This is a genomic window from Desulfobaculum bizertense DSM 18034 (assembly GCF_900167065.1).
GTDB lineage: Bacteria > Desulfobacterota > Desulfovibrionia > Desulfovibrionales > Desulfovibrionaceae > Desulfobaculum > Desulfobaculum bizertense.
Map to the genome: position 1 here is coordinate 44,284 of NZ_FUYA01000011.1, position 22,077 is coordinate 66,360.

21 protein-coding genes are annotated in these 22,077 nt (G+C 45.9%); 5 read left to right on the plus strand and 16 right to left on the minus strand.

What is annotated here, in order from left to right; genetic code table 11:
• Positions 1 to 7: 7 nt before the first annotated feature.
• The 9 genes from B5D23_RS13560 to B5D23_RS14945 form a co-directional block, all read right to left on the minus strand.
• Positions 8 to 2,110: a chemotaxis protein CheA gene (locus tag B5D23_RS13560; protein WP_078685991.1), complete on the minus strand. Its 2,103-nt coding sequence runs from the start codon at positions 2,108 to 2,110 to the stop codon at positions 8 to 10.
• A gap of 15 nt (positions 2,111 to 2,125) precedes the next feature.
• Positions 2,126 to 2,446, minus strand: coding sequence for an STAS domain-containing protein (locus B5D23_RS13565; RefSeq protein ID WP_159446011.1), 321 nt, complete (start codon positions 2,444 to 2,446; stop codon positions 2,126 to 2,128).
• A 122-nt stretch (positions 2,447 to 2,568) separates the two neighbouring features.
• Complete coding sequence (locus tag B5D23_RS14940; protein WP_144012629.1) at positions 2,569 to 2,883, minus strand: hypothetical protein; 315 nt, start codon at positions 2,881 to 2,883, stop codon at positions 2,569 to 2,571.
• Between the two features lie 35 nt (positions 2,884 to 2,918).
• The gene (locus B5D23_RS13575; protein WP_078685994.1) at positions 2,919 to 4,118 is read right to left on the minus strand and encodes an aminopeptidase; all 1,200 of its coding nucleotides are present in this window, start codon (positions 4,116 to 4,118) and stop codon (positions 2,919 to 2,921) included.
• Between the two features lie 133 nt (positions 4,119 to 4,251).
• Positions 4,252 to 5,373: a glycosyltransferase family 2 protein gene (locus B5D23_RS13580; RefSeq protein ID WP_078685995.1), complete on the minus strand. Its 1,122-nt coding sequence runs from the start codon at positions 5,371 to 5,373 to the stop codon at positions 4,252 to 4,254.
• Positions 5,374 to 5,489: 116 nt separating this feature from the next.
• Positions 5,490 to 6,221, minus strand: coding sequence for an amino acid ABC transporter ATP-binding protein (locus B5D23_RS13585; RefSeq protein ID WP_078685996.1), 732 nt, complete (start codon positions 6,219 to 6,221; stop codon positions 5,490 to 5,492).
• Between the two features lie 19 nt (positions 6,222 to 6,240).
• Positions 6,241 to 6,903, minus strand: a complete 663-nt coding sequence (locus B5D23_RS13590) for an amino acid ABC transporter permease (RefSeq protein ID WP_078685997.1) — start codon at positions 6,901 to 6,903, stop codon at positions 6,241 to 6,243.
• Positions 6,904 to 6,990: 87 nt separating this feature from the next.
• A complete protein-coding gene (glnH, locus tag B5D23_RS13595) occupies positions 6,991 to 7,740 on the minus strand; it encodes a glutamine ABC transporter substrate-binding protein GlnH (RefSeq protein ID WP_078685998.1) in 750 nt (249 codons plus the stop codon).
• A 159-nt stretch (positions 7,741 to 7,899) separates the two neighbouring features.
• Positions 7,900 to 8,145 (minus strand): hypothetical protein, encoded by a 246-nt coding sequence (locus B5D23_RS14945; RefSeq protein WP_144012630.1) that lies wholly within the window; start codon positions 8,143 to 8,145, stop codon positions 7,900 to 7,902.
• Between the two features lie 421 nt (positions 8,146 to 8,566).
• On the opposite strand from B5D23_RS14945, the gene rmuC reads away from it, so the two are divergent.
• Together rmuC and B5D23_RS13605 are read left to right on the plus strand one after the other, a co-directional pair.
• Positions 8,567 to 10,135, plus strand: coding sequence for a DNA recombination protein RmuC (rmuC, locus tag B5D23_RS13600; RefSeq protein ID WP_159446012.1), 1,569 nt, complete (start codon positions 8,567 to 8,569; stop codon positions 10,133 to 10,135).
• Positions 10,136 to 10,223: 88 nt separating this feature from the next.
• Positions 10,224 to 11,321 carry an NADH:flavin oxidoreductase gene (locus tag B5D23_RS13605; RefSeq protein ID WP_078686043.1) on the plus strand — a complete coding sequence of 366 codons (1,098 nt, stop codon included), beginning with the start codon at positions 10,224 to 10,226 and terminating at the stop codon, positions 11,319 to 11,321.
• Positions 11,322 to 11,397: 76 nt separating this feature from the next.
• Here B5D23_RS13605 and B5D23_RS13610 read toward each other — a convergent pair whose 3' ends face one another.
• From B5D23_RS13610 to B5D23_RS13620, 3 genes are all read right to left on the minus strand, one after another.
• Positions 11,398 to 12,138 (minus strand): class I SAM-dependent methyltransferase, encoded by a 741-nt coding sequence (locus B5D23_RS13610; protein WP_078686000.1) that lies wholly within the window; start codon positions 12,136 to 12,138, stop codon positions 11,398 to 11,400.
• A gap of 201 nt (positions 12,139 to 12,339) precedes the next feature.
• Complete coding sequence (locus B5D23_RS13615; protein WP_078686001.1) at positions 12,340 to 13,212, minus strand: hypothetical protein; 873 nt, start codon at positions 13,210 to 13,212, stop codon at positions 12,340 to 12,342.
• Positions 13,213 to 13,996: 784 nt separating this feature from the next.
• Positions 13,997 to 15,151: an acyltransferase family protein gene (locus B5D23_RS13620; protein WP_078686002.1), complete on the minus strand. Its 1,155-nt coding sequence runs from the start codon at positions 15,149 to 15,151 to the stop codon at positions 13,997 to 13,999.
• Positions 15,152 to 15,627: 476 nt separating this feature from the next.
• Here B5D23_RS13620 and B5D23_RS13625 point away from each other — a divergent pair, with 476 nt between their 5' ends.
• From B5D23_RS13625 to B5D23_RS15105, 3 genes are all read left to right on the plus strand, one after another.
• Positions 15,628 to 15,819: a hypothetical protein gene (locus tag B5D23_RS13625; RefSeq protein ID WP_078686003.1), complete on the plus strand. Its 192-nt coding sequence runs from the start codon at positions 15,628 to 15,630 to the stop codon at positions 15,817 to 15,819.
• A 196-nt stretch (positions 15,820 to 16,015) separates the two neighbouring features.
• Positions 16,016 to 16,684, plus strand: coding sequence for a hypothetical protein (locus B5D23_RS13630; protein ID WP_078686004.1), 669 nt, complete (start codon positions 16,016 to 16,018; stop codon positions 16,682 to 16,684).
• Positions 16,674 to 17,402, plus strand: coding sequence for a hypothetical protein (locus B5D23_RS15105; RefSeq protein ID WP_078686005.1), 729 nt, complete (start codon positions 16,674 to 16,676; stop codon positions 17,400 to 17,402). Before B5D23_RS13630 ends, B5D23_RS15105 begins: the two co-directional genes overlap by 11 nt.
• A 74-nt stretch (positions 17,403 to 17,476) precedes the next feature.
• Here B5D23_RS15105 and B5D23_RS13640 read toward each other — a convergent pair whose 3' ends face one another.
• The 4 genes from B5D23_RS13640 to B5D23_RS13655 form a co-directional block, all read right to left on the minus strand.
• A complete protein-coding gene (locus B5D23_RS13640; RefSeq protein ID WP_078686006.1) occupies positions 17,477 to 18,871 on the minus strand; it encodes a phage portal protein in 1,395 nt (464 codons plus the stop codon).
• A complete protein-coding gene (locus B5D23_RS13645; RefSeq protein ID WP_078686007.1) occupies positions 18,868 to 19,074 on the minus strand; it encodes a hypothetical protein in 207 nt (68 codons plus the stop codon). Before B5D23_RS13645 ends, B5D23_RS13640 begins: the two co-directional genes overlap by 4 nt.
• Positions 19,075 to 19,210: 136 nt before the next feature.
• Complete coding sequence (locus B5D23_RS13650) at positions 19,211 to 21,397, minus strand: P-loop NTPase fold protein (RefSeq protein WP_078686008.1); 2,187 nt, start codon at positions 21,395 to 21,397, stop codon at positions 19,211 to 19,213.
• Positions 21,391 to 22,035 carry a hypothetical protein gene (locus tag B5D23_RS13655; protein WP_078686009.1) on the minus strand — a complete coding sequence of 215 codons (645 nt, stop codon included), beginning with the start codon at positions 22,033 to 22,035 and terminating at the stop codon, positions 21,391 to 21,393. Before B5D23_RS13655 ends, B5D23_RS13650 begins: the two co-directional genes overlap by 7 nt.
• Positions 22,036 to 22,077: the final 42 nt, after the last annotated feature.

Consider the following 22,077-nt stretch of genomic DNA (forward strand, 5'->3'; position numbering starts at 1 on the left):
CAGCATATCACACCGAACATACTGGATCATCTGAAATCCGACAGCCGCCCATCATTTTAAAAATCTCCTGCACATCAAGGATAAGCGCCATCGTTCCATCTGCCCGAACCGTTGCTCCCGAAAATCCCTGCACCTCATTATACACGGGGCCAAGGCTCCTGATAACGGTCTGGTGCTCCCCAACAACAAGATCAACAACCAGCCCCACCCGACGGTTACCAAGCTTGGCGACGACAAGCTGCTCTGCTGTCGAGCAGTCACCAGACAGCCCAAAGAGATCATGGAGCCGAACCCACGGAATAATCTCGCCCCGAATATCCAAAACCTGCGCGTCGTGCGGAACAAACTCCCGGCACTCCTGCACCACGGAAAGTGGAATGACATAATACTCATCCGCGACCCGCACCTGGAGGCCTTCAATAATCGCGAGTGTCAGTGGAATGCGAAGCAGAAAGCGGGTTCCTGCATCACGCGTACTCTCCACCTCCACAGAACCTCTCAGAGCCTGAATGCCCCGTTGCACCACGTCCAGCCCAACGCCTCGACCAGAAAGGCTGGTCACTGTTGAGCTTGTCGTAAAACCGGGTTCAAAAACAAGAGCCAAAATTTCTGAACGCTGCAACTCTTTGTCCCCACTCACAAGATTCAGCTCTCGGGCACGCGCAAGTATTTTTTCTGGGTCCATGCCGCGCCCGTCATCTTCAATAATAATGCGCACCTCACCGCCTGCATGCTCCGCCGAGACCCGAACGGTCCCAGTCGCAGGCTTCCCAAGGGCAATGCGCTCCTCTGGCGATTCAATACCATGGTCAGCACAGTTCCGCACAATATGCACCAGCGGGTCTCCAAGATGCTCAAAAACAGTCTTGTCGACCTCTGTCTCCTCACCTACTGTTTCCAGTTCAATCTTTTTGTTCAGCTCACGAGACAAATCATGAATGAGCCGACGAAAGCGTGTCAGCATGTTGCCAATCGGGAGCATACGCATGGACAGGGTTCGTTCACGCAAACGGACTGACAGACGCTCAAGCTCCTCCGAAAGCCGCTCAAGATGATGCCTGCTCTCTGTTCCGACAGCCTGCGAAATCTGTGTCTGTACAAGGGCCAGCTCACCAACCAGGGAAACCATTTCATCAAGGCGCTCTGCGGGGACTCGAACGCTCGACGCCCGCGTAGACTGCTGGATACGTTCTCGTGCCCGCTTCACCGCTGTCTGCTCAACAAGTGCGGATTCAATTTCTTCGGAAGAAACCACCCCGGAGTCTTCCAAAAGCTCACCCAGTTTTCTTTGCTGACTTAGAGCACTCAGCACTTCATCGGCAGACACAGCACCTCGCTGCATCAGAATATCGCCAAGCTTGGGCGCATTTTTCCCAGCCTGAGCCTCTGCTCCAAAGGGAAGAAGCTCAAGAGTCACAACGCCCGGCGCGCTATCAACAAAAATAAAGGCATCACGCACAGCGTTTTCGCTGCAATGCCCCTGAAGCACCATGTCCCAGCCTAAAAAACAACGATCACTTTCATATGCATCAAGCCGGGGGACAGCGTCAGTCCGAAGGACAATGGACAGCTCACCTAGAGCGCGAAGTTCAGCAAAAAGGCTGGAAAAATCCACTCCATCAACAAACGATGAAGCCTCAGGCCGAAAACGAATACGAAAACTCTTGAACTCCTGGAGAGGCTCGCCTTCATTTTGAGAAAGGGAGGAAGAAAAGGGTTCTGGTTCTGCATTTTGCACATGAACAAGCGTAGCCATCTGCCGAACAATCTGTTCACCCGCAGAGTCCTGCACATCAGCACCACGAAGCACGGCCCGCAAGTGGTCCCGCGAGCACAGCGTCAGTTCGATCAGCTCAGGCTGCAAAAGCTCAAGGTCAGAGCGTACCGCATCAAAAATATTCTCCACCTGATGCGCAAAATCCGAAGCCCGGTCTTCTCCAACCATCGCGGCAATGCCCTTGACCGTATGCAGCGCACGAAAAACACGATCAACACAATCCTGTTTCTCGCCCTCTCCCTCTTCCAGCTCCAGCAGGGCCGCCTCAAGATCGCGCAAATTCTCTCGCACTTCTTCCAGAAAAAGTTCCTGCGTATTCTTGTCGAGTGCCATGAAGAGACTCCCGGTTTACTCGTCTCGCTGGAGCACACCCAGCTTATGCAAATCCAGACCAAGTTCAGCAGCACACTGCGTCAGACAGCTAGGCGGAGTCCCAACCAGCCGAACGCTACGATCCGTTGCCTGTGCTTCCTTTATGGTCGCCACAAGAAACTGAATAAACGCAATATCACATGCTGAGACCTGAGAAAGGTCAAGCAGCAGGGATTCCTGTTCCTGTAAGGCATGATACATGGGCTGCACCAGAGAGCTGACGTTATCAAGCGTCCAGCCTCCAGAGAGCTGCATTTCTGAACCATTATGTTCTACGGAAACTCTATGGTTTTTCATACTTGCTCCCTCCTCATGGGTGCAAAGTCGAAACTCCCAGTTCTCCATAGTACGACGTATTTGAAAAAAGAGGCAAGGAAGGAAAAAGAAAAATGGCCCGTGACAGGGCCATTCAGGTATTTTTACAGTTTTTTTCTTCGCATGGAGCAGTGCTCGTCTTCGGTAAACTCTCCCAGATTATAGAGCCGGATTTTATGACTCCTTGGGAACTCTACACGAGACACGCGCTTAATCTGTTTTCGAAGCTCAGCGCCTTCGTTAACAACAAGGTCCCGCTGCTCGAAACCATTTTCCACGATGCGAATCCGCCTGGAGTCCATCCGAATAAACAGGACAGAACGATCCCGCTTATACGACCGCGTATCCACACAGTGCCCCACTGGAAGTTTGTCAATCTGCCGGGTCAATTCTTTGAGAAAGGTCACCTTATCCAACACAGACCAAATCCCCCTTTCCCGAAGGCTGCGCAGGTCTACAGAGTAAACTGACCATTTTCATAAATGCACGTGTGTGAGCCATCCCGCATAATCGCAGTGACTCGCTTCTTTTCAGTATTGACCAAATCCCAGTGCAATGCAGAGCTGTTGAAGCCCAGCGCCTTTTTCAGCTCTGGAGAAAGCTCTCCCGCTGTGCCTGCATAAGTCGAGGCATACGATGCTCCAACAGCGATGTGGCAATTACCATATTCACCACCATAATTTTCATCAAACAGTGTGGAAGCCATAAACGCATCAATGGGAGAGAACCGGGCGTCAGTCAAAGAGAATTCACCAACCCTGTTGGCACCTTCGTCCATTGAAAGCTGCTGAATCAAATACTCCTCGCCCTCTTCTGCGCTAGCGTTGATAACCTTCCCCTCGCTAAACTCCAGCCGCGCGCCTTTAACTCGATTCCCATCACGGAATGAAGGCTGATCGGCATAATACACACCGCGCGTTTTGCGGTAGTCTGGAGACACATAAATTTCAAAACTTGGGATGTTGTGGCCAGTCACACCAAGCCACTGGCGATGCTCACCAAGTCCAACAACAAGGTCAACCTGATCAGATTCAACATGCAGCTCGCGGACAGGCAGGCTCGTCAGCGCTTCCCTCAGGCCTTTGACATCACGCAAAACATGCTTCCATTCCATAACCGGATCAGCCTTTGTCAGATAGCAGGCCCGGGCAATCTTGCGCGCGTAGTCATCAAGGCTCATTCCAGCTTTCTCAGCAAGGGCTTTTGTCGGCCACAGACACAGGGACCAGCTGTAGTCCCCATTCTGCTCACGAGTATCCAGAATATCCCGAAGAGGCTTCCGTGCACGAGAAACCATGCCCATTGAGGAGGGATCGACATGCGAAAGATGAGTCAGTGACTCTGGAGCCAAAAGATGGATGGAGGCATTCAGGGCTTCGCTCATCTCTTTTTGTCCCGGCACAGTGTAGGACAGCTGCGAGGGGCTGGCAGCATCATAAAAGCTCTGCTCCATAAACGGAGTGCTACGCATGCGCTGAACAGTATGAAGATGACGATTTGTCAACAGCCTGTATACCGATTCTGCCAGCGGCAGGGCTGGCCTGTCCCAGTGAATGACGGCAAGGTGTCCAGGCTTGAGGGGTGCAGGACGAGACGCATCAATAGCCCAAACCATGACCTCGGCGTACTTTTCAATCTCTGTTGCGGACAGCATTCTGGCTCCTTTTGTGTAAAAACTCTCTGAGCGCTCAACCGCAAGCGCCCTACCTTCATATGCCATGCAAGCCGCTACGAAAGCAAGATTACGGGACAAAAAAAGCCCCCACCGACTGGCAGGGGCTGAAAGTCTAATGCATCTGCTGCGCCGCGCTTTCATATTTTTTCAAAACATGGAGCGCCTGACGGGAATGCGGCTTAAAATACGCCTTGAGTCGTCGGCGCCAGACATGGAATGGTGAATCTTTGTCGACCGAACGCTTTTTGGCACTCTTGTTTTGCAAAGGGGCCAGAGCGCGCTCAACTGCATCAAGATTCTGCTGAATCAACGCATCAATAAGCGGCAAGAACTCTTCCCGCGCTTTCAGTTCCGGAGCCAGAAAGTCCTTTCGGAACCACTGCGGGTCAAGCCCTTCAAAAATCTCCAGACTAATCTCCAGCGCCCGCTCACGCCATGCGGCATTTTCTCCGACCAGCCGAGGAGCAAGCTTAAAGATGTCGCGACAATAATTCTCATTAAGGTACTTCACCAAAGGCTTGATCTGCTTCTCTCGCACCAGAGTTTCTTTCACAAAACGAAAATGTCCAAGCTGGTGCTCAACTTCCCGAGAAATCCCTGAGCCAGGGTGTTTGTGATCCTGTCTAAAATAATAGATAAAGTCAGGACATTGAGAAAAACTTCCAACCTTGGTCAGAGCCTCATACATCGTGCAAACGTCCTGCCCCAGCTTATAGTTCGGGTGTGGGAGGTCGATTTTTCGAATAAAATCAACGTTAAAAATCCAGCGCCACACAACCTTGCTTTTCCAGTAGTCTGGATTAGCAAAACTCGTCCGGTGGGCCTCCGGCTTATAGAAGTATTCACGTGTATTAAACGTGGTGTCAGAAAAAACAATGGCGTTACCGCATACCATATCCACGTTGTCCTGATATGCCAGCCCGACCATTTTTTCAGCACAGGTTTCATCCACAAAATCATCGGCATCAAGCCACAGAATAAATTCACCAGTCGCATTGTCCTGCCCAACGCGACGTGCAGCAGCCAAGCCCTGATTTTCCTGATGAATCACTCGTACCCGTGAATCTTTTTCTGCAAAACGGTCAGCAATGACACTTGTCATATCTTTGGAACCGTCATCAACAATAAGCACTTCAATATCTGATTCTGTTTGCGACAAACAGGATTCAACTGCTACAGGAAGCCATCTTTCCATATTATACGCAGGAATCGCAAAAGTGAGCTTTGGTCTCATAATGCCCCCAAAAGAGAATGATTTCTCGCGTAACCATTTATTTTGTTGAATTCAAGGCTTTTCCATAAAAAAAGCCCCCACCGACTGGCAGGGGCTGAAAAAACGAAAGAAAAAAATCAGTCTTTGAACGCAACCTTTCCAAGAAAATCACGCAGGCGTTCATTCTTGGGGTTGGCGAAAAATGCGCCCGGCTCATTTTCTTCAACAATGTGTCCTTTGTCGAAGAAGATCACACGGTCTGCGACTTCTTTTGCAAAACCCATTTCGTGCGTGACCACAATCATGGTCATACCTTCACGGGCAAGGCCTTTCATAACCTCAAGGACTTCACCAACAAGCTCTGGGTCCAAAGCAGATGTTGGCTCGTCAAAAAGAATAACTTTAGGACGAAGTGCAAGAGAACGCGCAATAGCAACGCGCTGCTTCTGGCCACCAGAAAGCTGGTCAGGGTACATCAGCGCCTTGTCCTCAAGGCCAACCTTGCCCAAAAGCTGAACACCAAGGTCCTCAGCTTCTGCCTTGGACATTTTCCGGACCTTGACCGGGCCAAGCGTCACGTTATCCAGCACAGTCATATGCGGGAACAGATTAAACTGCTGGAACACCATGCAGGCTTCCGAACGGACATAGTTAATGTCAGTGCCAGGGTCCATGATGTTATAGCCATCGACTTCGATAACGCCAGAACTTGGCTCTTCGAGACGGTTGATACAGCGAAGCACAGTGGACTTACCAGAACCAGAGGGGCCAATAACGACAACCACTTCGCCAGCATTCACCTGCATATCAATACCCTTAATGACTTCAAGGTCACCAAAGGATTTGTGCAAATTTTTAATCTTAATCATAAAATTCTATCTTTTCCGTCTATCGACAGGCCATACGTTTTTCCAAAATGCGAAGACCCTGAGCAATGGACAGCGTCATCACGAGGTAAACCAGACCAACAGTCATATACACCTCAAACGCTCGGAAATTCACGGCTGTGATTTCCTGCCCCGTCCGCATCAGCTCGGAAACACCAATGACCATAAGCAGGGAGGTGTCTTTCAAACTAATGATAAACTGGTTTCCCAGCGGCGGAATCATGCGCTTAAATGCCTGCGGCCAGATGATGTACCGCATGGTCTGCATTCTGGTCAAACCAATGGAACGACCTGCTTCCATCTGCCCCGGATCAATGGACTGGATAGAGCCACGCACGATCTCTGCGATATACGCTCCGGAGTTGACGGCAATAACAATAGTGCCAGCGACAACGGGAGGAATTCTGAAACCCATTGCCATAGGCAGACCAAAGTACAGGAACATGGCCTGCACCAGCATCGGTGTTCCGCGAATAATTTCAATGTACACCACGGCAATTTTTCGCAGAAAACCATTCTGGGAAATCTTCAGCATACCCATCAGGACACCGATGACAAAGCCAAAGAACAGGCCACCAATGGTCAAAATAACGGTAAGATGCACGCCTCGCATAAGCTGAGGCAACACCTCTACCATAACACTGGGATCAAAATTGAAAGCCATATAACACCATATCTATTTTTTTCAAAAAAATACCGGGGACGGCACAAGTGGCCGCCCCCGAGACAATCATCAAGGAATGTGGAAAATCTAGCGAGGCTCGGTGCCAAACCACTTTACATAAAGCTCGCGGTAGGTGCCGTTCTCACGCAGGGTTTTCAGAGCGGCGTTGACCTTAGGAGCCAGTTCGCTGCCCTTGGGGAAGCCGATGCCATATGCCTGACCGTGGTACAGGGGGCCAACGACCTTCACCTGACCCTTGCCAGCCTTACGCATGAAGTCGGTAATAACCGGATAATCAAAGACCACTGCGTCAGCGCCGCGGCTCATGAGTTCCATGAACATTGCGTCGTTGTTCGGGAACAGGCTGACGTGCTTTGCGCCAGCGCGCTCGTTCACGAGGTCTGCACTTGTGGTACCGAGCTTGGTTGAAACAACCTTGCCCTTGAGGTCTTCGATTTTGCTCACAGAATTGTTGTCTTTCAGAACGAGGATAGCGAGACCGGAGTTGTAATAGCCATCGGAGAAATCGATAACTTTTGCACGCTCAGGCTTGATGCTCATGCCTGCAATGCCGACATCCAGCTGGCCAGTCTGAAGACCGGGAACAATGCCGTTAAAGTCCATCGGCTGGAGTTCGTACTCAATGCCAATTTCCTTGGCAATTGCGTCCCACAGCTCAACGTCAAAGCCTGTGTGCTCACCGGTCTGCGGGTCTTTGTACTCAAAAGGAGGGAAGTTTGTGTCTGTGCCAACGACAATTTTATCCGCTGCAAATGCGACGGTGCTCATGGCAACGAGCATTGCCACAGCGACAAACAGTGTCATAATCCGTTTCATATCGGTCCTCCAATTGATGAAAAATGTAAGTCTTACGATAAGATAAGATAAACGTCTGCCCTCTCCCAGAATGCAGACCTTGTCGTCATTTGACGACAGTGTTCTTGCCTTAATTTGCCATGAGACGCAAGGAGAATTTTCAATTTTGAAGAAATAGGCTCACCGTTTTTCAACCGTGGCATTCTGCCAGCACTCTTCCAAATGTGGTAAATTTTCTCCACAAGGCAGACAATGCGCTTTCATTTTCTTCAAAAAAAGGTCCATTTTTCCCGAGGGAATACCCTCAAATCGTTTTCCATTTATATGATGGAAAAACCCTGTACCTGCGCCTGTATCTCTAAATCCATGACGTTTTGCATGTCCTGCACCGTTTATATCACAGAGAGCAGGAGCTTTCATCCTCATAGCAGTCAATTCTGCTGTCCTTCGCGCTTTTTCGTCATGTCCTCACAAAACCAGACACAGAAAAGCAGAATCATTCGGAGAACTTCCCTTCTCCAAAATCGTTGAGGCGTCTCCCCCTACTCATTCCTCAAGGAAACGTCTTGTCTTTTCCAAAGGAGAATTGCCGCCTTACACATTTATGTAAAAAAGACATTTTTCCCATCTAGAATTTTCTCTTATATATAATGATATGAACGGCAACAGTTTTCTTTGGATGCTCCTTTTCATCGCCAACAAAACAAGGCACTCTTTGAGCGTGTCCTGTGAGACGCCCCCCCCTGATGCGAGGACACAATACATCGTCTTTATATTTGGATAGCGACGAGAATGTGTGCACACAGCGTGAACCGCACACAGCATGTCTACAAAGGAGAGCACCCGTATGTCCTTCCCTCCCCTGGTCTGGATTCTTCTATCGACAAGCATTTCTGCCGTTCTTTTTTCCCTCATTGGCTACCGCTTTGCCAAAAATCATTTTGACACACATGATGAGGAACAGAAGCTCATTGCCCAGCTCGCACAGAATCAGGAGGCGCTAACCCAGACTCTTGAGCTAAAAAACACCCTAGAAAAAGAGATTCTTGTCTGCGAGTCGAAACGGCAGTCTGAATGCGAGCAGACGCAGGGACTTCGGCAAAACCTTGCAGAGCTACAGCAAGAATGCGCTGCGCTTCGGACAACACGCGAAGAGCTTGCGGCAGCCCAATCAGCACTGCACGAATTGCGGAAGCAGCTTGAAGACATGACGATGGAACGAGATGGACATAGAGAAGACAGCGAGGATCTCAAAAAAGAAAATGCAGAGCTGGCAAGAAAACTTTCCGCTCTCCAGAGCACACTCGATGCGGAGCAAAGTTATTCCGCGCAACACATTGCGTCCCTCAAGCAGGCACGTGAGGAGCTTTCTGCCCAATTCAAAGCTCTTGCCTCAGACATACTAGACAAAAAGGCACAATCCCTCTCAGAAAGAAGTCAGCAGGACATCCGCCAGCTTCTCGCCCCGCTTCGGCTCAACCTTGATGAATTCCGCAAACAAATTGATTCCTGCTATTCCAAAGAAAGCCGCGAGCGCATTGAGCTTGCGGCGCAGGTCAACAATCTTATTTCGCTCAATCACAAGCTTTCAGACGACGCGAATAATCTGACGCAAGCGCTTCAGGGCCAGTCAAAGATACAGGGGAACTGGGGAGAGCTTATTCTTGAACGCATCCTGGAGATGAGCGGACTTCGTAAAGATATTGAATTCACACTCCAGGAAAGCCACAGCCAAAAAGACGGTTCACGAGTCCAGCCTGATGCCATAATCCACTTGCCTGACAACAAGCACCTCGTTGTTGACTCCAAGGTCTCGCTCAATGCCTACCTTGATTTTACCGCGGCAGAAGCTGAAACAGATCGGGAACAGGCCTTAAAACGACATATCATCTCCGTACAAAAGCATATCACCGAGCTTTCACAAAAAAACTACCAGCAAATTTACGGACTGGAATCACTTGATTTTGTATTTATGTTTGTCCCTGTAGAGCCTGCTTTTCTTCTGGCTATTTCACACAAAAAAAATCTGTGGCAAGAAGCGTGGGACAAAAACATTTTGCTTGTCAGTCCGAGCACCTTTCTTTTTGCAATTCGTACAGTTGCGCACATATGGCGGCAGGAACATCAGACACAGAATGCGTATAAAATCGCAGAGCGAGGGGCTTTGCTCTATGACAAATTTGCTGGATTCTGTGAAAACATGGAGCAACTTGGCTCGCGCCTCGATCAGGCGCACGATGCCTACGAGAAGGCCTGTGGACAGCTCTATAAGGGCACAGGCAACCTCGTTCGCCAAACACAGATTCTGCGAGAGCTTGGCGTAAAAAACAGAAAGGACGTTCCGCGATCTATGGCTGGACAACTCTATGAGGATGAACCTGACGTCAAAGCTCATGAACTCATCACAGATGAATAAGCAGGGCTTCTCCCTTCCCGTCCAAGCTGATAAACTCAGTACGGGCAGAAATCCGATAAACGGCTCCCTAAAAAACACAGGTCTGAAAATGCATATATTTGAAAAATACAGCGTCAATGGGATGGCACTCAAAAACCGTCTCATTCGTTCCGCACTCTGGATGAAAGCGGCCAAAGCCGACGGGCATCTCACTGATGAAATTTTCCAAACATACGGAGATCTTGCAAGTGGAGGCGTCGGCCTGATTCTGACAGGATACATCTTCATTTCTCATGAGGAGCAACCAAATCCTCGGATGGCCGGTATCTATGATGACAGTTTCCTTGAAGAGTACACTCAGCTGACAGATATGGTGCATGAGCGGGGAAGCAAGATTGCGGCCCAAATTGTTTTTGGAGGCTCACAGTCACACCATCCAGAAGCCCCCAACATGAATATCCTTGCGCCCTCCGCAATCAAAAATCGCGTCACCGGACTTCTTCCCAAAGAAGCAAGCAGGGCAGAAATCAGGCGTATTGCGTCGCTATTTGGCGATGCAGCGGAGCGGGCAAAAAAAGCCAAGTTTGATGCAGTCCAGATTCATGCAGCTCACGGATATTTTTTGAGCATGTTTCTCTGCCCGTATTATAACCGCCGTAACGATGAATATAACGGAAGTATTCATGACCGGGCGAGAATTATTTATGAGGTGTATGCCGCAATTCGACAGCGTGTTGGCAAAGATTTCCCAGTCATGATCAAGCTGAATTTTGACGACTTCATGGATGATGGCGAGGGACTTATCTTTGACGATGCCATAGAAGTTTTCAAGCACCTCGACCAGCTCGGGATAGACATGTTTGAGGTCAGTGCGACAAACGAATCCTCTGGAAAAGGTCTTATGCCAGCACGCCCTCACATTCTCAAACGTGAAAATGAGTCCTATTTTCTAACCGAAACAGCTCAAATAGCAGAAAACGTCAACGCCCCGGTGATTCTTATGGGCGGCAACCGTTCTGTAGAACGCATGAACGAAATCCTGAATTCCACAAAAATACAGTGTTTCTCAATTGCTCGCCCCCTCCTGAGCGAGCCAGATCTCATCACACGGTGGGAGCGTGATGAGCACTACCGCCCGCGATGTATTTCGTGCAACAAATGCTGGGAAACAGAACCAAACAGCTGCATCTTTAACCGCAAAAAATAATACAAAAAACACGCCGCATAAAAAAACGTGCACGGAGTTCACAACACCGGCACGTTTTTTATGCGGAAACGAAAAGCTATGAAGTTTCGAGACCGGGCTTTTTTAGCACATACAGTACAGCCGTGTCGGGAAGCCCAAGCCGTGCAAAACATTTCTCGCCAAACCACTCTTTGCCCAGCTGCTCAAGCTGAAACCCCGCCTCAAGGATTCTTTCAATGAAATCCTTCTTGGCATACATCCGAATGTGGTCATTCTGACCAAAACGCCGCCAACGCTCAAACTCTGAGGCGGAGGGATCTTCATCTGTCTTTTCAAGGGCCAGACTTAGAGGAACAAGCAACAAGCCAAAACCGCCAGGTGTAAGTATTCGGTATAGCTCGCGGAGAGCAGCTCTATCGTCAGGGATATGCTCCAGCATGTGCAGGCTGATCCACGCGTTGACACTCTCAGTTTTCAGCACAGGCATATTTGTGAGATCACACTGATACGTCACATCACTGCGCAAAAGATCTGCTGTTTCGTGGCGTAGCGTAAAATTTTTCCGAATAAAACGGCTAAAGGCAGGGTTGGGCGCGAACTCAAGAAAACGAAATGAGCGATCATAAAAATTTTTCCCAAAAGTGCGACGCAAATATTCCGCGCACATACGCTCTCGGTCCATCCCACCACACACAGGGCACGTAAGATTCTCTCGATTATAAAACTCTGGTTTTAGCGAAATGGCATCAAAACCATATGCCTCAAGCGCATCACTCAACTCTTTCCAGAGGGGAAGATACCCATCGTGGTCCATACCGCATAAAGGACAATAATACATTCTCTGACATGCCTCATATTTTCACGTGTCTCAATCGTCTCATTCATAAAACTGACATATACATTTTGTATAACATCACTGCAGCAAGTATTATTCCAAAAATTTCCTCCTTTCAGGCTGTGCGAAACTCATAAAAAGCACAAAAATAGCCATAAAAAAGCCCCCATCTTTGGGGGCTTATCGAAACGAACTTACACAATGCTAGCCGAAGCAGAATTTAATTTTCCCTGAATCAGGAGTTTCTGGAGTGCTGGTATCATCAAGCCAATCATCCCAACTCTTGACAAACTTAGCAGCCAACTTCCGAGCAGCCTCTGGCGTCCAAATGGAACCTTTAAAGAGAAGTTCCACAACTTTCACTTCGATGTCCGTCTTGTATTTATCTTTCGGAGCACCCTTCCCAGAATGGCTGTCATACTCCATCAGCATATACGACTGCTCAAGTCCCACAATGATGTCGCCGTCCTCAGAAGCATTCATTGTGTTCTGGACAAAAAGCGTATCCGTGTTTGATGTATTCACTCGGCTTGTACAAGCTTTTGCGAGTTTAACCACACTTTTTTTAATCTGCTCCTTATCCGCAGCCGTTATGCTGTCATACAATCCCGCAACGTCATCAATGAGTTTATCATAATTCTCCTCAGAGTAATGGACTGAACTGTCTTCACTCTGTTGAATAGAGAAATATGGGACCCTGAGAATCTGAGAAACGAATTCTCTAAATCCATCAAAATTGTTCTTCTTTTCAGGATCAAGAGGATTCCATCCGGATCTACTCTGCGCAAGCCCCAGAATACTCGCCACAGCATTGCCCTTTGATTCATAGAGCAATTTAGCAAGCTTATCCAGATCTCCTTCCTTTTTTGCGGAATCAACTTCTTTACTTTGCTGCGATTCTTTAGCCGCATCCGGCCCAGTTGCTGTTGAGTTTTGGCCAGAAATTTGGCTGTCACCTTCGCCAAACACCGTAAACTTGCTGATAATTTCAGTTTGCTTCGTGTCTAGTGATATGCTGCTACCACCATCTAACCACTGATCAAATTTTTTTTCTAAGTTAACACCTTCATTATTCATAATTGTCCTCCTATTATTGTTATCACAAGTACAACAGCAACAAACAATCGTTGCTATTACGCAGTGATAATTTCAAGAGTAAATATTTCATATGAAGATGTACTAGACTTAATAACATGAAAAAAAAATTTTTGTACTGTATTTTTTAATTTTTTGTATATAAAAAAATTGCTTTTATTTTGTGCAGACTTATAAATATAGTATTACTAAATAAAAATATTAAATTTATTTACACATATAACAGTCTACACCTAGCCCACTATTTACATTAAAATTTTTCACAAAATCTAACAAATTCCTACACGCATAACCACTTTTCCAGGTCTATGTGCCGGAATGGCTGCGGCATAAATTCACAGCGCTTGAATTCAAAAGTCGTCCAGAAAAGGGTCTCATAAGAAATACCCGAGCTCGCGTCTTCGATTGCATCCATGCCAAAGCTGGCTGGTTAAACGTTATGTTCAGGATAAAGCGCTCATATTCGTTGTACGGCTCCATCTTCTCTATATTTGGGGGCTGGCAGAGTACGACGCCTAAAAACGGCAAAGGACTCTTAAAACTGTGCCCATCAGGAGCCCCGTATTACTACATATCCATAGCATTCACAGCGCCCTATTCTATTTTATTGGAAAGAATGTCTTTGTCCATAGAGTTCTTCCGCACAAGGTAGAGATATTGACTTAACTATACTCTGCGCAGCGGACAAAAAAATAAAAGTACCGTGTAACAATTACACAGATATAATTGTTACACGGTGCTGGAGAAGCGAGGAGATCAGAACTACTTAATGAAATCTCGCGCGAATAAAACGACGCGCTGGATTCTCAATATATTTATAGGAAAAATATGCAGTCACATATGTTGCTACGACAAGAACACATATCCTTAAAAAGATCATTGAGTAATCACTTCCAGTGTATGAAAGTACTTGTACAAAAACAATATGCAACAAATATGTTGAATAAGAAATTTCTCCAATAAACAAAAGGAATTTTGTTCTAAGTATTTTCGACCTACACTGAACAACAGAAAATACAAAAAGCATAAGTGACAAAGGAATCAACAAATGATCTGACAATTCAAATTTAATTACATCCATAACATTCAACGACAATAGAACTATTGAAAATAGTGCTAAGACTTTGAAAAAGCTCTTAAATTTATTATTATTCAGCAAATAAAACTTAGCGGACAAACAGCCTACAAGGAACTCAAAAATTCTTCCATAAGGAGAATGGTACACAAGCCATATCCATCCGTAATAACCTTGATGTGGAATTATTCTTGAATCAATCATCCCACCGATACTTATTCCTTGAAAACCAAAATAACTTAAATAAACATATAAACATCTCCCAAGAAGAACCAAGCCACACAAAAAAGCAACTTTTTTCAAACTGCCAATTCGGATAAAAGCGAAAGGTAAAAAGAACAAATAAAGGGCCAGTTCGGCTGAGATTGACCAAGAAATATTCACGAATCCCTGTAAAAATATCAGCGGAATTCCATTCACATACCCATAGAACCAGCTTTGAACGCCCAACAAATATGCTGGCAATGACACCAAATTTGCAGAAAAAGAGTTCAAATTAAAATGTGAAAACAATAAATTTAAAAGAAACCCACCTACAACAAAAACAAAATATAATGGATAAAGCCGTGCAAATCGTGCGATTAAAAACTTTTTAATCCCCCCTCTTGGATCTTGGCAAATTCTCTCCGCGTAATTGTAGTATATGACAAATCCACTCAGTGTAAAAAAAAGACTCATTCCAACAACACCAAAGTGCCTTAAATAAAGGTTGGCGCTCGTTTCCCGCAACTGTGGAGCCAGTAGCACAAAATGACTCAGCAAAACAAAAAGAGCTGCAACCCCTCTCAGGCCTGTCAACTCTTCAATATTCTCTCGTCGACTTTCCCCTGGCTTTTTAGTCTCCATAAGCACCTCTTTTTAATTACACTTTTTGTTAAAAACATACACAAACGTCACAAAGCGGTGTCGAGTTTACGCGTTGAACTTCAATCAAAAACAATTATAGCTTTTCAAGATTTCAAACAAGAAGAAGATCATGCGGAACCACAGCTTTGTTTTTCTCTGTGGCCTCCTGGCTTTTCTTGTGGCGTGCAGCGCTGAGCCAGAAGAAAAAAAACACAGGCCAACGCTCCATCTATGGTCACGGTACACACCACCGTGACCATAGATGAAGAAGCACCCGTTGCTCCGGCCACAGCAAAAGCTCTACCCTTCCGCTATCTCAAAACAGAATCCGGCAAGGTTATGGGGGAAAAAATGTCGACAGATATATCCAGCTCCTGCCGGATCCGGACCGACACAACAAGATCACACCGCAGCTCCTCAAGCAGACAGCAGCAAAAGCTGCCCTCATCTTGCAGGAAGAGGATCCACACGCGGACATGATTCATATATGGATTGTTCCCTCAAAAAAATTCATCGGGAAAGAAATCCTCATGCGGGTGTTCTACGCCCCAGAGGGGAAGGATGCCGGAAACGCACCATGCCCCGTTTGGGACTTCTCCGGCACGTCTCGGACGCTCTCAATTTCCGACTATTATGAAATTGAGCAGAAGGGACTGTGCGGGGAATGAAAATCAGCAAGGTGCTTTTGCTACTTTTTACCGCATGTACCTCTTTATCTTCATTAAAAGAGGTACATAATATTGTTGTTTCAATAAAAGTTTTCAGCTATATGATCGCGCATAATCTCAGGGCAGTTTGTATTTAACCACTACTTTTTAAATCTCAAGCTGTTTCTTTTCATTATTTTCCAAGAAGGACTTCTTCATGAAAAAAATTACACTGATATTAGTCGCACTAACATTCTTCTCCCTTACTGGTTGTTCCAAAATTCAAGTATCACCTCGCTTAGATTCAAGCCTCAGCTATGAAGCCTTTTCTCGGATGAAATGCCTTAAAGTTAAAGATGCTTCAATCGCTCTCTACCTCGACCCTAATCTTGTTAATGCTAAATGCACTCAGTCCATCAAAATGGGCAATTTTTCTTTCGACCTTGGTAAAGCCATTGCCGTCAAATTTATCAAAGGGATGTCTTACCAATTTAAAACAATTTATCTTGTAGACAAGCCTGCTATCCCTAAGCATTTAAATGCACAGGCACTTATGAGAGTATCCCTCCAAGATATTGATACTAAAATGGACGTTCATACAGGCTTTAGCAGTGTTTCTGCTGAAAGCTACACCCGGCTTGCAATACGAGCAGAAATTAAAGACCTTTCTGAAAAAAGAATTGTGTGGGTTGGAACAACACAAGTAAGCCAGTCCAGAAATGTGAATGAAATGATGCTTACCTATTCCGAAGCAGGCCGTGGTTTTGCTGCGGGATTCAATGATGCCGTGGACAAAGCGGTCGGTGATCTTCTTTATCAAATGAATAAATCACAAAACTTAAAAAAATACTTTATTAAATGGGAAGATAAACAGCATGAAAAATAAAACACCTTTTATATATCTTTTGCTGTGCATATTCCTCTCAGGTTGCGCCGCTCCCCTTAGGGTAGAAGACGTCTCGTTTCAGCCCCCCGAAGCTATTCCCGGACACCAAGAACTTAATGGCCTCATTATTGCGGCAGTTCCAGTTGACAGCCTCAACCGCTCAAAAGAGCTGTTCCATACCGATATCAAAAAGGCTGGAGTTCTCCCAATTCATATAATTGTCCAAAACAATGGCGACAAGGAATTGGAAATTAATCATCAACAAATTTTCGGAATCACCTCCGAGGGATCTTATCAGGTTGCATTTACCCTAGATAATGCGGCTGGAAAAATCAGATCATCTTCAATTGGATCTACAGCTGTAGCTCAAACGGTCGCAGGCGCAGCACTAGGCGCAGCTGTAGGTGCTGGTGTTGGTGCTGGAATTGGTAGCGCAGGCGGGGATGCTGGGCTTGGCGCACAATCAGGCGCAATTATAGGAGGCACAACAGGTGCAGCCGCAGGACTTGGCGCAGGAGTTTCAGACCGATGGACTCTTGAATTCAAAAAACAGCTTGCGACACATGCCTTTGAGGATAGAGTCATTTACCCTGGCGATATCCAGCAGGGATTCATCTACCTCAGGTGGCAACCCTATACAAAATTACGAATTAAACTTTTTGACATCACCGACAACAAACATAAAGCCCTTCTGTTTCCCATATCAATACATCGATAACTAAAGGAAAGAGCCGGTCACCCGGCTCTTTCCTTTTCCTTCCTTTTCCACCGCCTCACCCCTGCTACACACTTTTAAACCCGCGCCCGCTGGGTCAGTTCTTCGCGCCAGTCCCGGCCACCTTCGCCGTGGATCCGCGCCAGCGTGTTGGTGTTGGATGCAAGGTCCAGCGTATTGGCCTTGGAAATTTTCTCCCGGTCTATGTGCCGGAATGGCTGCGGCATAAAGTCGCAGCGCGTGTATTCAAAAAGATGCTCTTCCATGTCCACGGCACCCACGGGCAAATGCCCGCGCAGCGCGCCTTCGTACTGCATCCATGCCAAAGCTGGCTGGTTGAACGTCGTGTTCAGGATAGAGCGCTCATATTCGTTGTACTGCTCCGCTTTCTCTATGTTTGCGCGGCTGGCGGAGTACGACGCCTGAAAACGGCGCAGCACGCTTTCGCTTCCCCGGCCCGTGGCCATGCCCACGCGGTCCACAATGCCGCCAAAGAGTTCCTGATACCCGTTCGGCGCTGCCGTGTGGCTAAAGAACTGCGGCTTCTCCCGCGCTGCCCCCTGCAAAACCGTCCCCTTGTCCAGCTCCAGCACCCGCTCTTCCAGCGGCGTGTCCCGGTTTGTTCCGCCGGTGCTCATGTCTTCCACAAAAAGCACAAAAAGGTTGCGCACCAGCGCCCCCACCAGAGCGGCATCCACAAAGTCATTGGAATCGCGAATCTCTTTGATGATTGGCCCCAGAATGGAGTCCTGCCGATACTCGGAAATATTGCGCACATCCCCGACAATGAGCAGCTTGGGCAGTCCGGTGCGGGCGTCCCAAATCTCATGGCGCGTGCACTGTGCATCGTTCACGCACTGGGCGCGCTCGCCGGGCTTTCTTAGCCACACGGCAATGGGCTGCCCGTCGGCATCAATTTCAATGCCGTCATAAATCTCTGCACTGGCAGAACGTGGAGAAACAAGACGTGAAGCGTCTATAGGAAGAAGCGCCAGCGAAAGCGGACGCAAAGGGTCAGGCCGGGAAACAACCTGAAAAAGGGAAATGCCATCAAGCTTCCAGCCGAAATAGGCTAGTGCCTGAAGACCATAAAATGTGCTGCGGCGCTGCGCATCGCACCACTTGCGGCAGTCCAGCCCCCAGCGCTCAAACAGAGTCAGCGCCTGCCGCTGGTAATCCTCGCCCCACTCCGGGCTGCGCCCAAGCAGGTCCAGCCGTGGCGAAAAGCAGGGAGTCTGTCCAATGCCAACCGCCTCAACAACCAGCGACTCCATAACGCCATGCGCCATTGCGTCATTGGTGTAGAGGTCAAGGGCACGGTCTGCCACCCGGCGCTTTTCCCGCTCTGCACACATGGCAGAAACAAGGGAACTCACCCAGTTGCCCATCGTCCCGCTAACGCTGGCACCAGTACGGCGCACACTGCGGCCACGGCCACGCGCCCGGCTGTGATGAAACACGCGCTTCGTCATCGCCGCGGCCTCACGCTCATGGCACGTTCAAGAACCGTCCCGCCCTGCGAGCGCTCTTCTGCCCGGATCTCTCTCCGGGCTGCCATCAACTCCCGCAAAGGGGCACGCTTAAAGCTGTAGCCATCAGGAGTCTCGTACTCCTGCATGTCCACAGCATCCACAGCGCCCTGTTCTATTTTCTTGGAAAGCTTGTCTTCGTCCATAGAGTCCTTCCGCACAAGGTAGAGGTATTGGCTTAGCTATACCCTGCGCAGCGGACAAAAAAACAAAAGCGCCGTATGAAAAGTACACAGCTGTACTTTTCATACGGCGCTGGAGAAGCGTGGTGGGGGGGGTAGACTAAAATTTATTAAAATTTTCTAAAGCGTGTGGAAGAATCCGATCTTTTAAATCCCTCAATTCTTCTTTATTGGGCGCATATGATTCTTCATCCCATTCGCTATCTATAATTTTCTTCAAGCTCTCAGCAAAGCCCTTTTCAGGAAAAAGCTCTTGGGCTGATTCTTTACTTAAAAAATTATACCGCTGGTGGAATACCCCACTCAAAAAACTTATAGAAACAGAATCATACCCCACAAGCTTTGAATAAAATTTCTGTGGATCAAAAAAATTAAACACAGGAGTATGAGCGTATTTTCCTCCAGAGTGCTCTAGAACAACAAGCTCCCGCAACAAATCAAAATTGCGAGTCTCAAGCGACTTCAATATTAGATCTGGAAGCGTTTCTTTATTCTGAGAATCCCATTGCTCTTTTACACATTTTTGAGCTTTTTTATATAAATTTGGAAAAAATTTTCCATCTTGACAATCTATATATTCTGTCGACAAATGCTGTATATCACAATTATACATCACGACTTCTCTTAACTTCTCATAATCATGAATCAGTTCTTTCTGATCTCGAAGTTTTTCTAGATTCTTCTCTGCATGAAATAGTACTTTTTCAATATCTACTTTGAACATTTTCCTATCATTAAATTTTTTCAAAAGCCCCGCTATATGAAGGACAGAAAGAACATCTTTAAGTTCCTCATTGAACAATATTTCTTTTTGCTTGGTTACAAGATCAAAGAATTCATCATCAGTCATTTGATCTTCAGTTGGTTCATCAAAATGCCACAATTTAACCCACGGAATTTCTGTTTGAAATAACGTTGAAGTCTTAATTTCTTTTAATACGGCTTCCCATGAATTCACACCATCTTTCAAAAGTTGCAACCACACCCAACCAGGAAGTCTATACTGCTGGGGCGAATACTCCTTATATTTATTCTTCAAATAATTTGACTGAACTGCTTCCTTCTTTGGATTCTCAAAATTCATACCCATTTCTGAACCTTGAATAATCTCCCCTTCAAAAAAATCATGTAGATCTAATTTACCAAGTCGATTTTCGACATAAAAAATCAAAAACAAACCAGCAAATCTTTTTATAAAATTTTTGTTTTCATATATATCATCACTAAACCCCATGAAAATACTTCTAAGCTCTTCTAATCCATTACTAAACAACCGGATATTGCAAAATCTTGTATCGTCAAATAAAAATTTGATACCAGCTTTATTTTCTTTAATAAAAGTCAAAAACGACATACAGGCATGCCCGGCATCAAGGCATTCACTTTCATTCAAAAAAAGACTCTGTAGCCAACATGTATAGTTTTTAAAAAACGAATCAAAATCTGCTAAAACCGTCCATCTTCTAAAAACAACTTTTTCTAATGTATCATGAATTACTACTTTAGCTTCGTGGCCAATCATTTCTGAATTTTTTACTAATTCCTCCTGATTCATAATTAAAATCAATTTAATATGCTGTTTCTCTACAATCTGATTTATGTATCCAAAAATGTTATCGGCACAAACAACACAGCGCTCAACATCATCAACAACTAAAATATCATTCTTGGTAAACGGCTTTATCTTTCCCCAAAAAAGAGAAAACTCTTTCACACCAAGACTAACACGTTTCAAAGCTGAACGTGCAACAGCTCGCCCCAGCAGTATCCCCAACTTTCGAGTCTGTTTTGTATTTGCTCTGAAGAACTCCGCCTCAAGGTCTTCAACTGTTGAAATTCCATTTAAACTAATAAAGACAGGATTTAATCCTGAACTTTTCAACCTTTTTTTATATTTTTTAAAAAATTTAGTAACAAAAAAAGTTTTCCCTACTCCCCATTTCCCATCTACAACAAAAGCCTGCTCAACTTTTCTCTTTTCAAAAATATATCTTAATAATTCACTCTCTAGCCCATATCCCCACAAGGGATGCGAGTCATTTTCTTTGGGCATCCTTCGCAATACTTTTTCATAATTATAGACAATAAAAAAATACAAAAAGAATATACTCAAAATCCAAAAATCAACTGGGACGTCGCTTAAAGCTGCCCACATAAGCCTTATTCTAAACGGAATTTCTTCTACAAAATCTGAAAATCCAATTTCAATAGACTTAAGCCCGTCTATCAAACCAGAAGAAAAAACTACAGGATTCATAAATCCCAAAGGATAGTAATATATTAACATGTACAATCTCGCAAAACAACTACATGTCCTGCTTCTTCAAGCAATTCTTTGAGTACTCCTTCATGTTTAGAGATGTGATCTGCACCAACTATAATAATACAACTCTGATCTTCTTCTAATAACAAATACGGAATTAAAGTTTGAAGCCACATTTGATCTCTCTCTGTATTATACGCAGGCTGGCAAACCGTCTTTTTTTCTTCTGCCATATATCTTTTCCAAAATTCACCATCAAAATTTAACCTATTCTTATCCTTAAAATTTAAAACATTTACAATTGTATTATACAAAAAATGGTTAGGAGCATCTTTTTCTAATTCATCTAATTCTCTATCATCATCAAGCCATACGGTTTCAACATCCGGATAATACTCTTGGTGAGAATCCATATCATATCCAATTGAAGGAGTAATATGATGGTATTCGTCGCCAATCTTTTCTCTCAAAAAATTCTTTCTACTTTCTTCTAAACATTCAAAATCCCGCTGCCTCAATATCTGCTCTTTCATACTTTTTTTATACTCTACCGCAACAAATTCCGGCTCAACCCCTTGATCAAGACAATCTTGCAAACCTTCCTTCAATTGTTGATGAGCATACAAAGAATTATGCCTACACCCAAACATATAAACCTTCATAAGCGCTTCCACCTATAGCCTTTTCCACTTTATCCATTTTCC

Bases quoted from the DNA above. Each gene is read 5' to 3' on its own strand.
- B5D23_RS13560 (WP_078685991.1), bottom strand. From the start codon at position 2,110: ATGGCACTCGACAAGAATACGCAGGAACTTTTTCTGGAAGAAGTGCGA.
- B5D23_RS13565 (WP_159446011.1), bottom strand. From the start codon at position 2,446: ATGAAAAACCATAGAGTTTCCGTAGAACATAATGGTTCAGAAATGCAG.
- B5D23_RS13575 (WP_078685994.1), bottom strand. From the start codon at position 4,118: ATGCTGTCCGCAACAGAGATTGAAAAGTACGCCGAGGTCATGGTTTGG.
- B5D23_RS13580 (WP_078685995.1), bottom strand. From the start codon at position 5,373: ATGAGACCAAAGCTCACTTTTGCGATTCCTGCGTATAATATGGAAAGA.
- B5D23_RS13585 (WP_078685996.1), bottom strand. From the start codon at position 6,221: ATGATTAAGATTAAAAATTTGCACAAATCCTTTGGTGACCTTGAAGTC.
- B5D23_RS13590 (WP_078685997.1), bottom strand. From the start codon at position 6,903: ATGGCTTTCAATTTTGATCCCAGTGTTATGGTAGAGGTGTTGCCTCAG.
- glnH (WP_078685998.1), bottom strand. From the start codon at position 7,740: ATGAAACGGATTATGACACTGTTTGTCGCTGTGGCAATGCTCGTTGCC.
- B5D23_RS14945 (WP_144012630.1), bottom strand. From the start codon at position 8,145: ATGAGGATGAAAGCTCCTGCTCTCTGTGATATAAACGGTGCAGGACAT.
- rmuC (WP_159446012.1), top strand. From the start codon at position 8,567: ATGTCCTTCCCTCCCCTGGTCTGGATTCTTCTATCGACAAGCATTTCT.
- B5D23_RS13605 (WP_078686043.1), top strand. From the start codon at position 10,224: ATGCATATATTTGAAAAATACAGCGTCAATGGGATGGCACTCAAAAAC.
- B5D23_RS13610 (WP_078686000.1), bottom strand. From the start codon at position 12,138: ATGTATTATTGTCCTTTATGCGGTATGGACCACGATGGGTATCTTCCC.
- B5D23_RS13615 (WP_078686001.1), bottom strand. From the start codon at position 13,212: ATGAATAATGAAGGTGTTAACTTAGAAAAAAAATTTGATCAGTGGTTA.
- B5D23_RS13620 (WP_078686002.1), bottom strand. From the start codon at position 15,151: ATGGAGACTAAAAAGCCAGGGGAAAGTCGACGAGAGAATATTGAAGAG.
- B5D23_RS13625 (WP_078686003.1), top strand. From the start codon at position 15,628: ATGATTCATATATGGATTGTTCCCTCAAAAAAATTCATCGGGAAAGAA.
- B5D23_RS13630 (WP_078686004.1), top strand. From the start codon at position 16,016: ATGAAAAAAATTACACTGATATTAGTCGCACTAACATTCTTCTCCCTT.
- B5D23_RS15105 (WP_078686005.1), top strand. From the start codon at position 16,674: ATGAAAAATAAAACACCTTTTATATATCTTTTGCTGTGCATATTCCTC.
- B5D23_RS13640 (WP_078686006.1), bottom strand. From the start codon at position 18,871: ATGACGAAGCGCGTGTTTCATCACAGCCGGGCGCGTGGCCGTGGCCGC.
- B5D23_RS13645 (WP_078686007.1), bottom strand. From the start codon at position 19,074: ATGGACGAAGACAAGCTTTCCAAGAAAATAGAACAGGGCGCTGTGGAT.
- B5D23_RS13650 (WP_078686008.1), bottom strand. From the start codon at position 21,397: ATGTTAATATATTACTATCCTTTGGGATTTATGAATCCTGTAGTTTTT.
- B5D23_RS13655 (WP_078686009.1), bottom strand. From the start codon at position 22,035: ATGAAGGTTTATATGTTTGGGTGTAGGCATAATTCTTTGTATGCTCAT.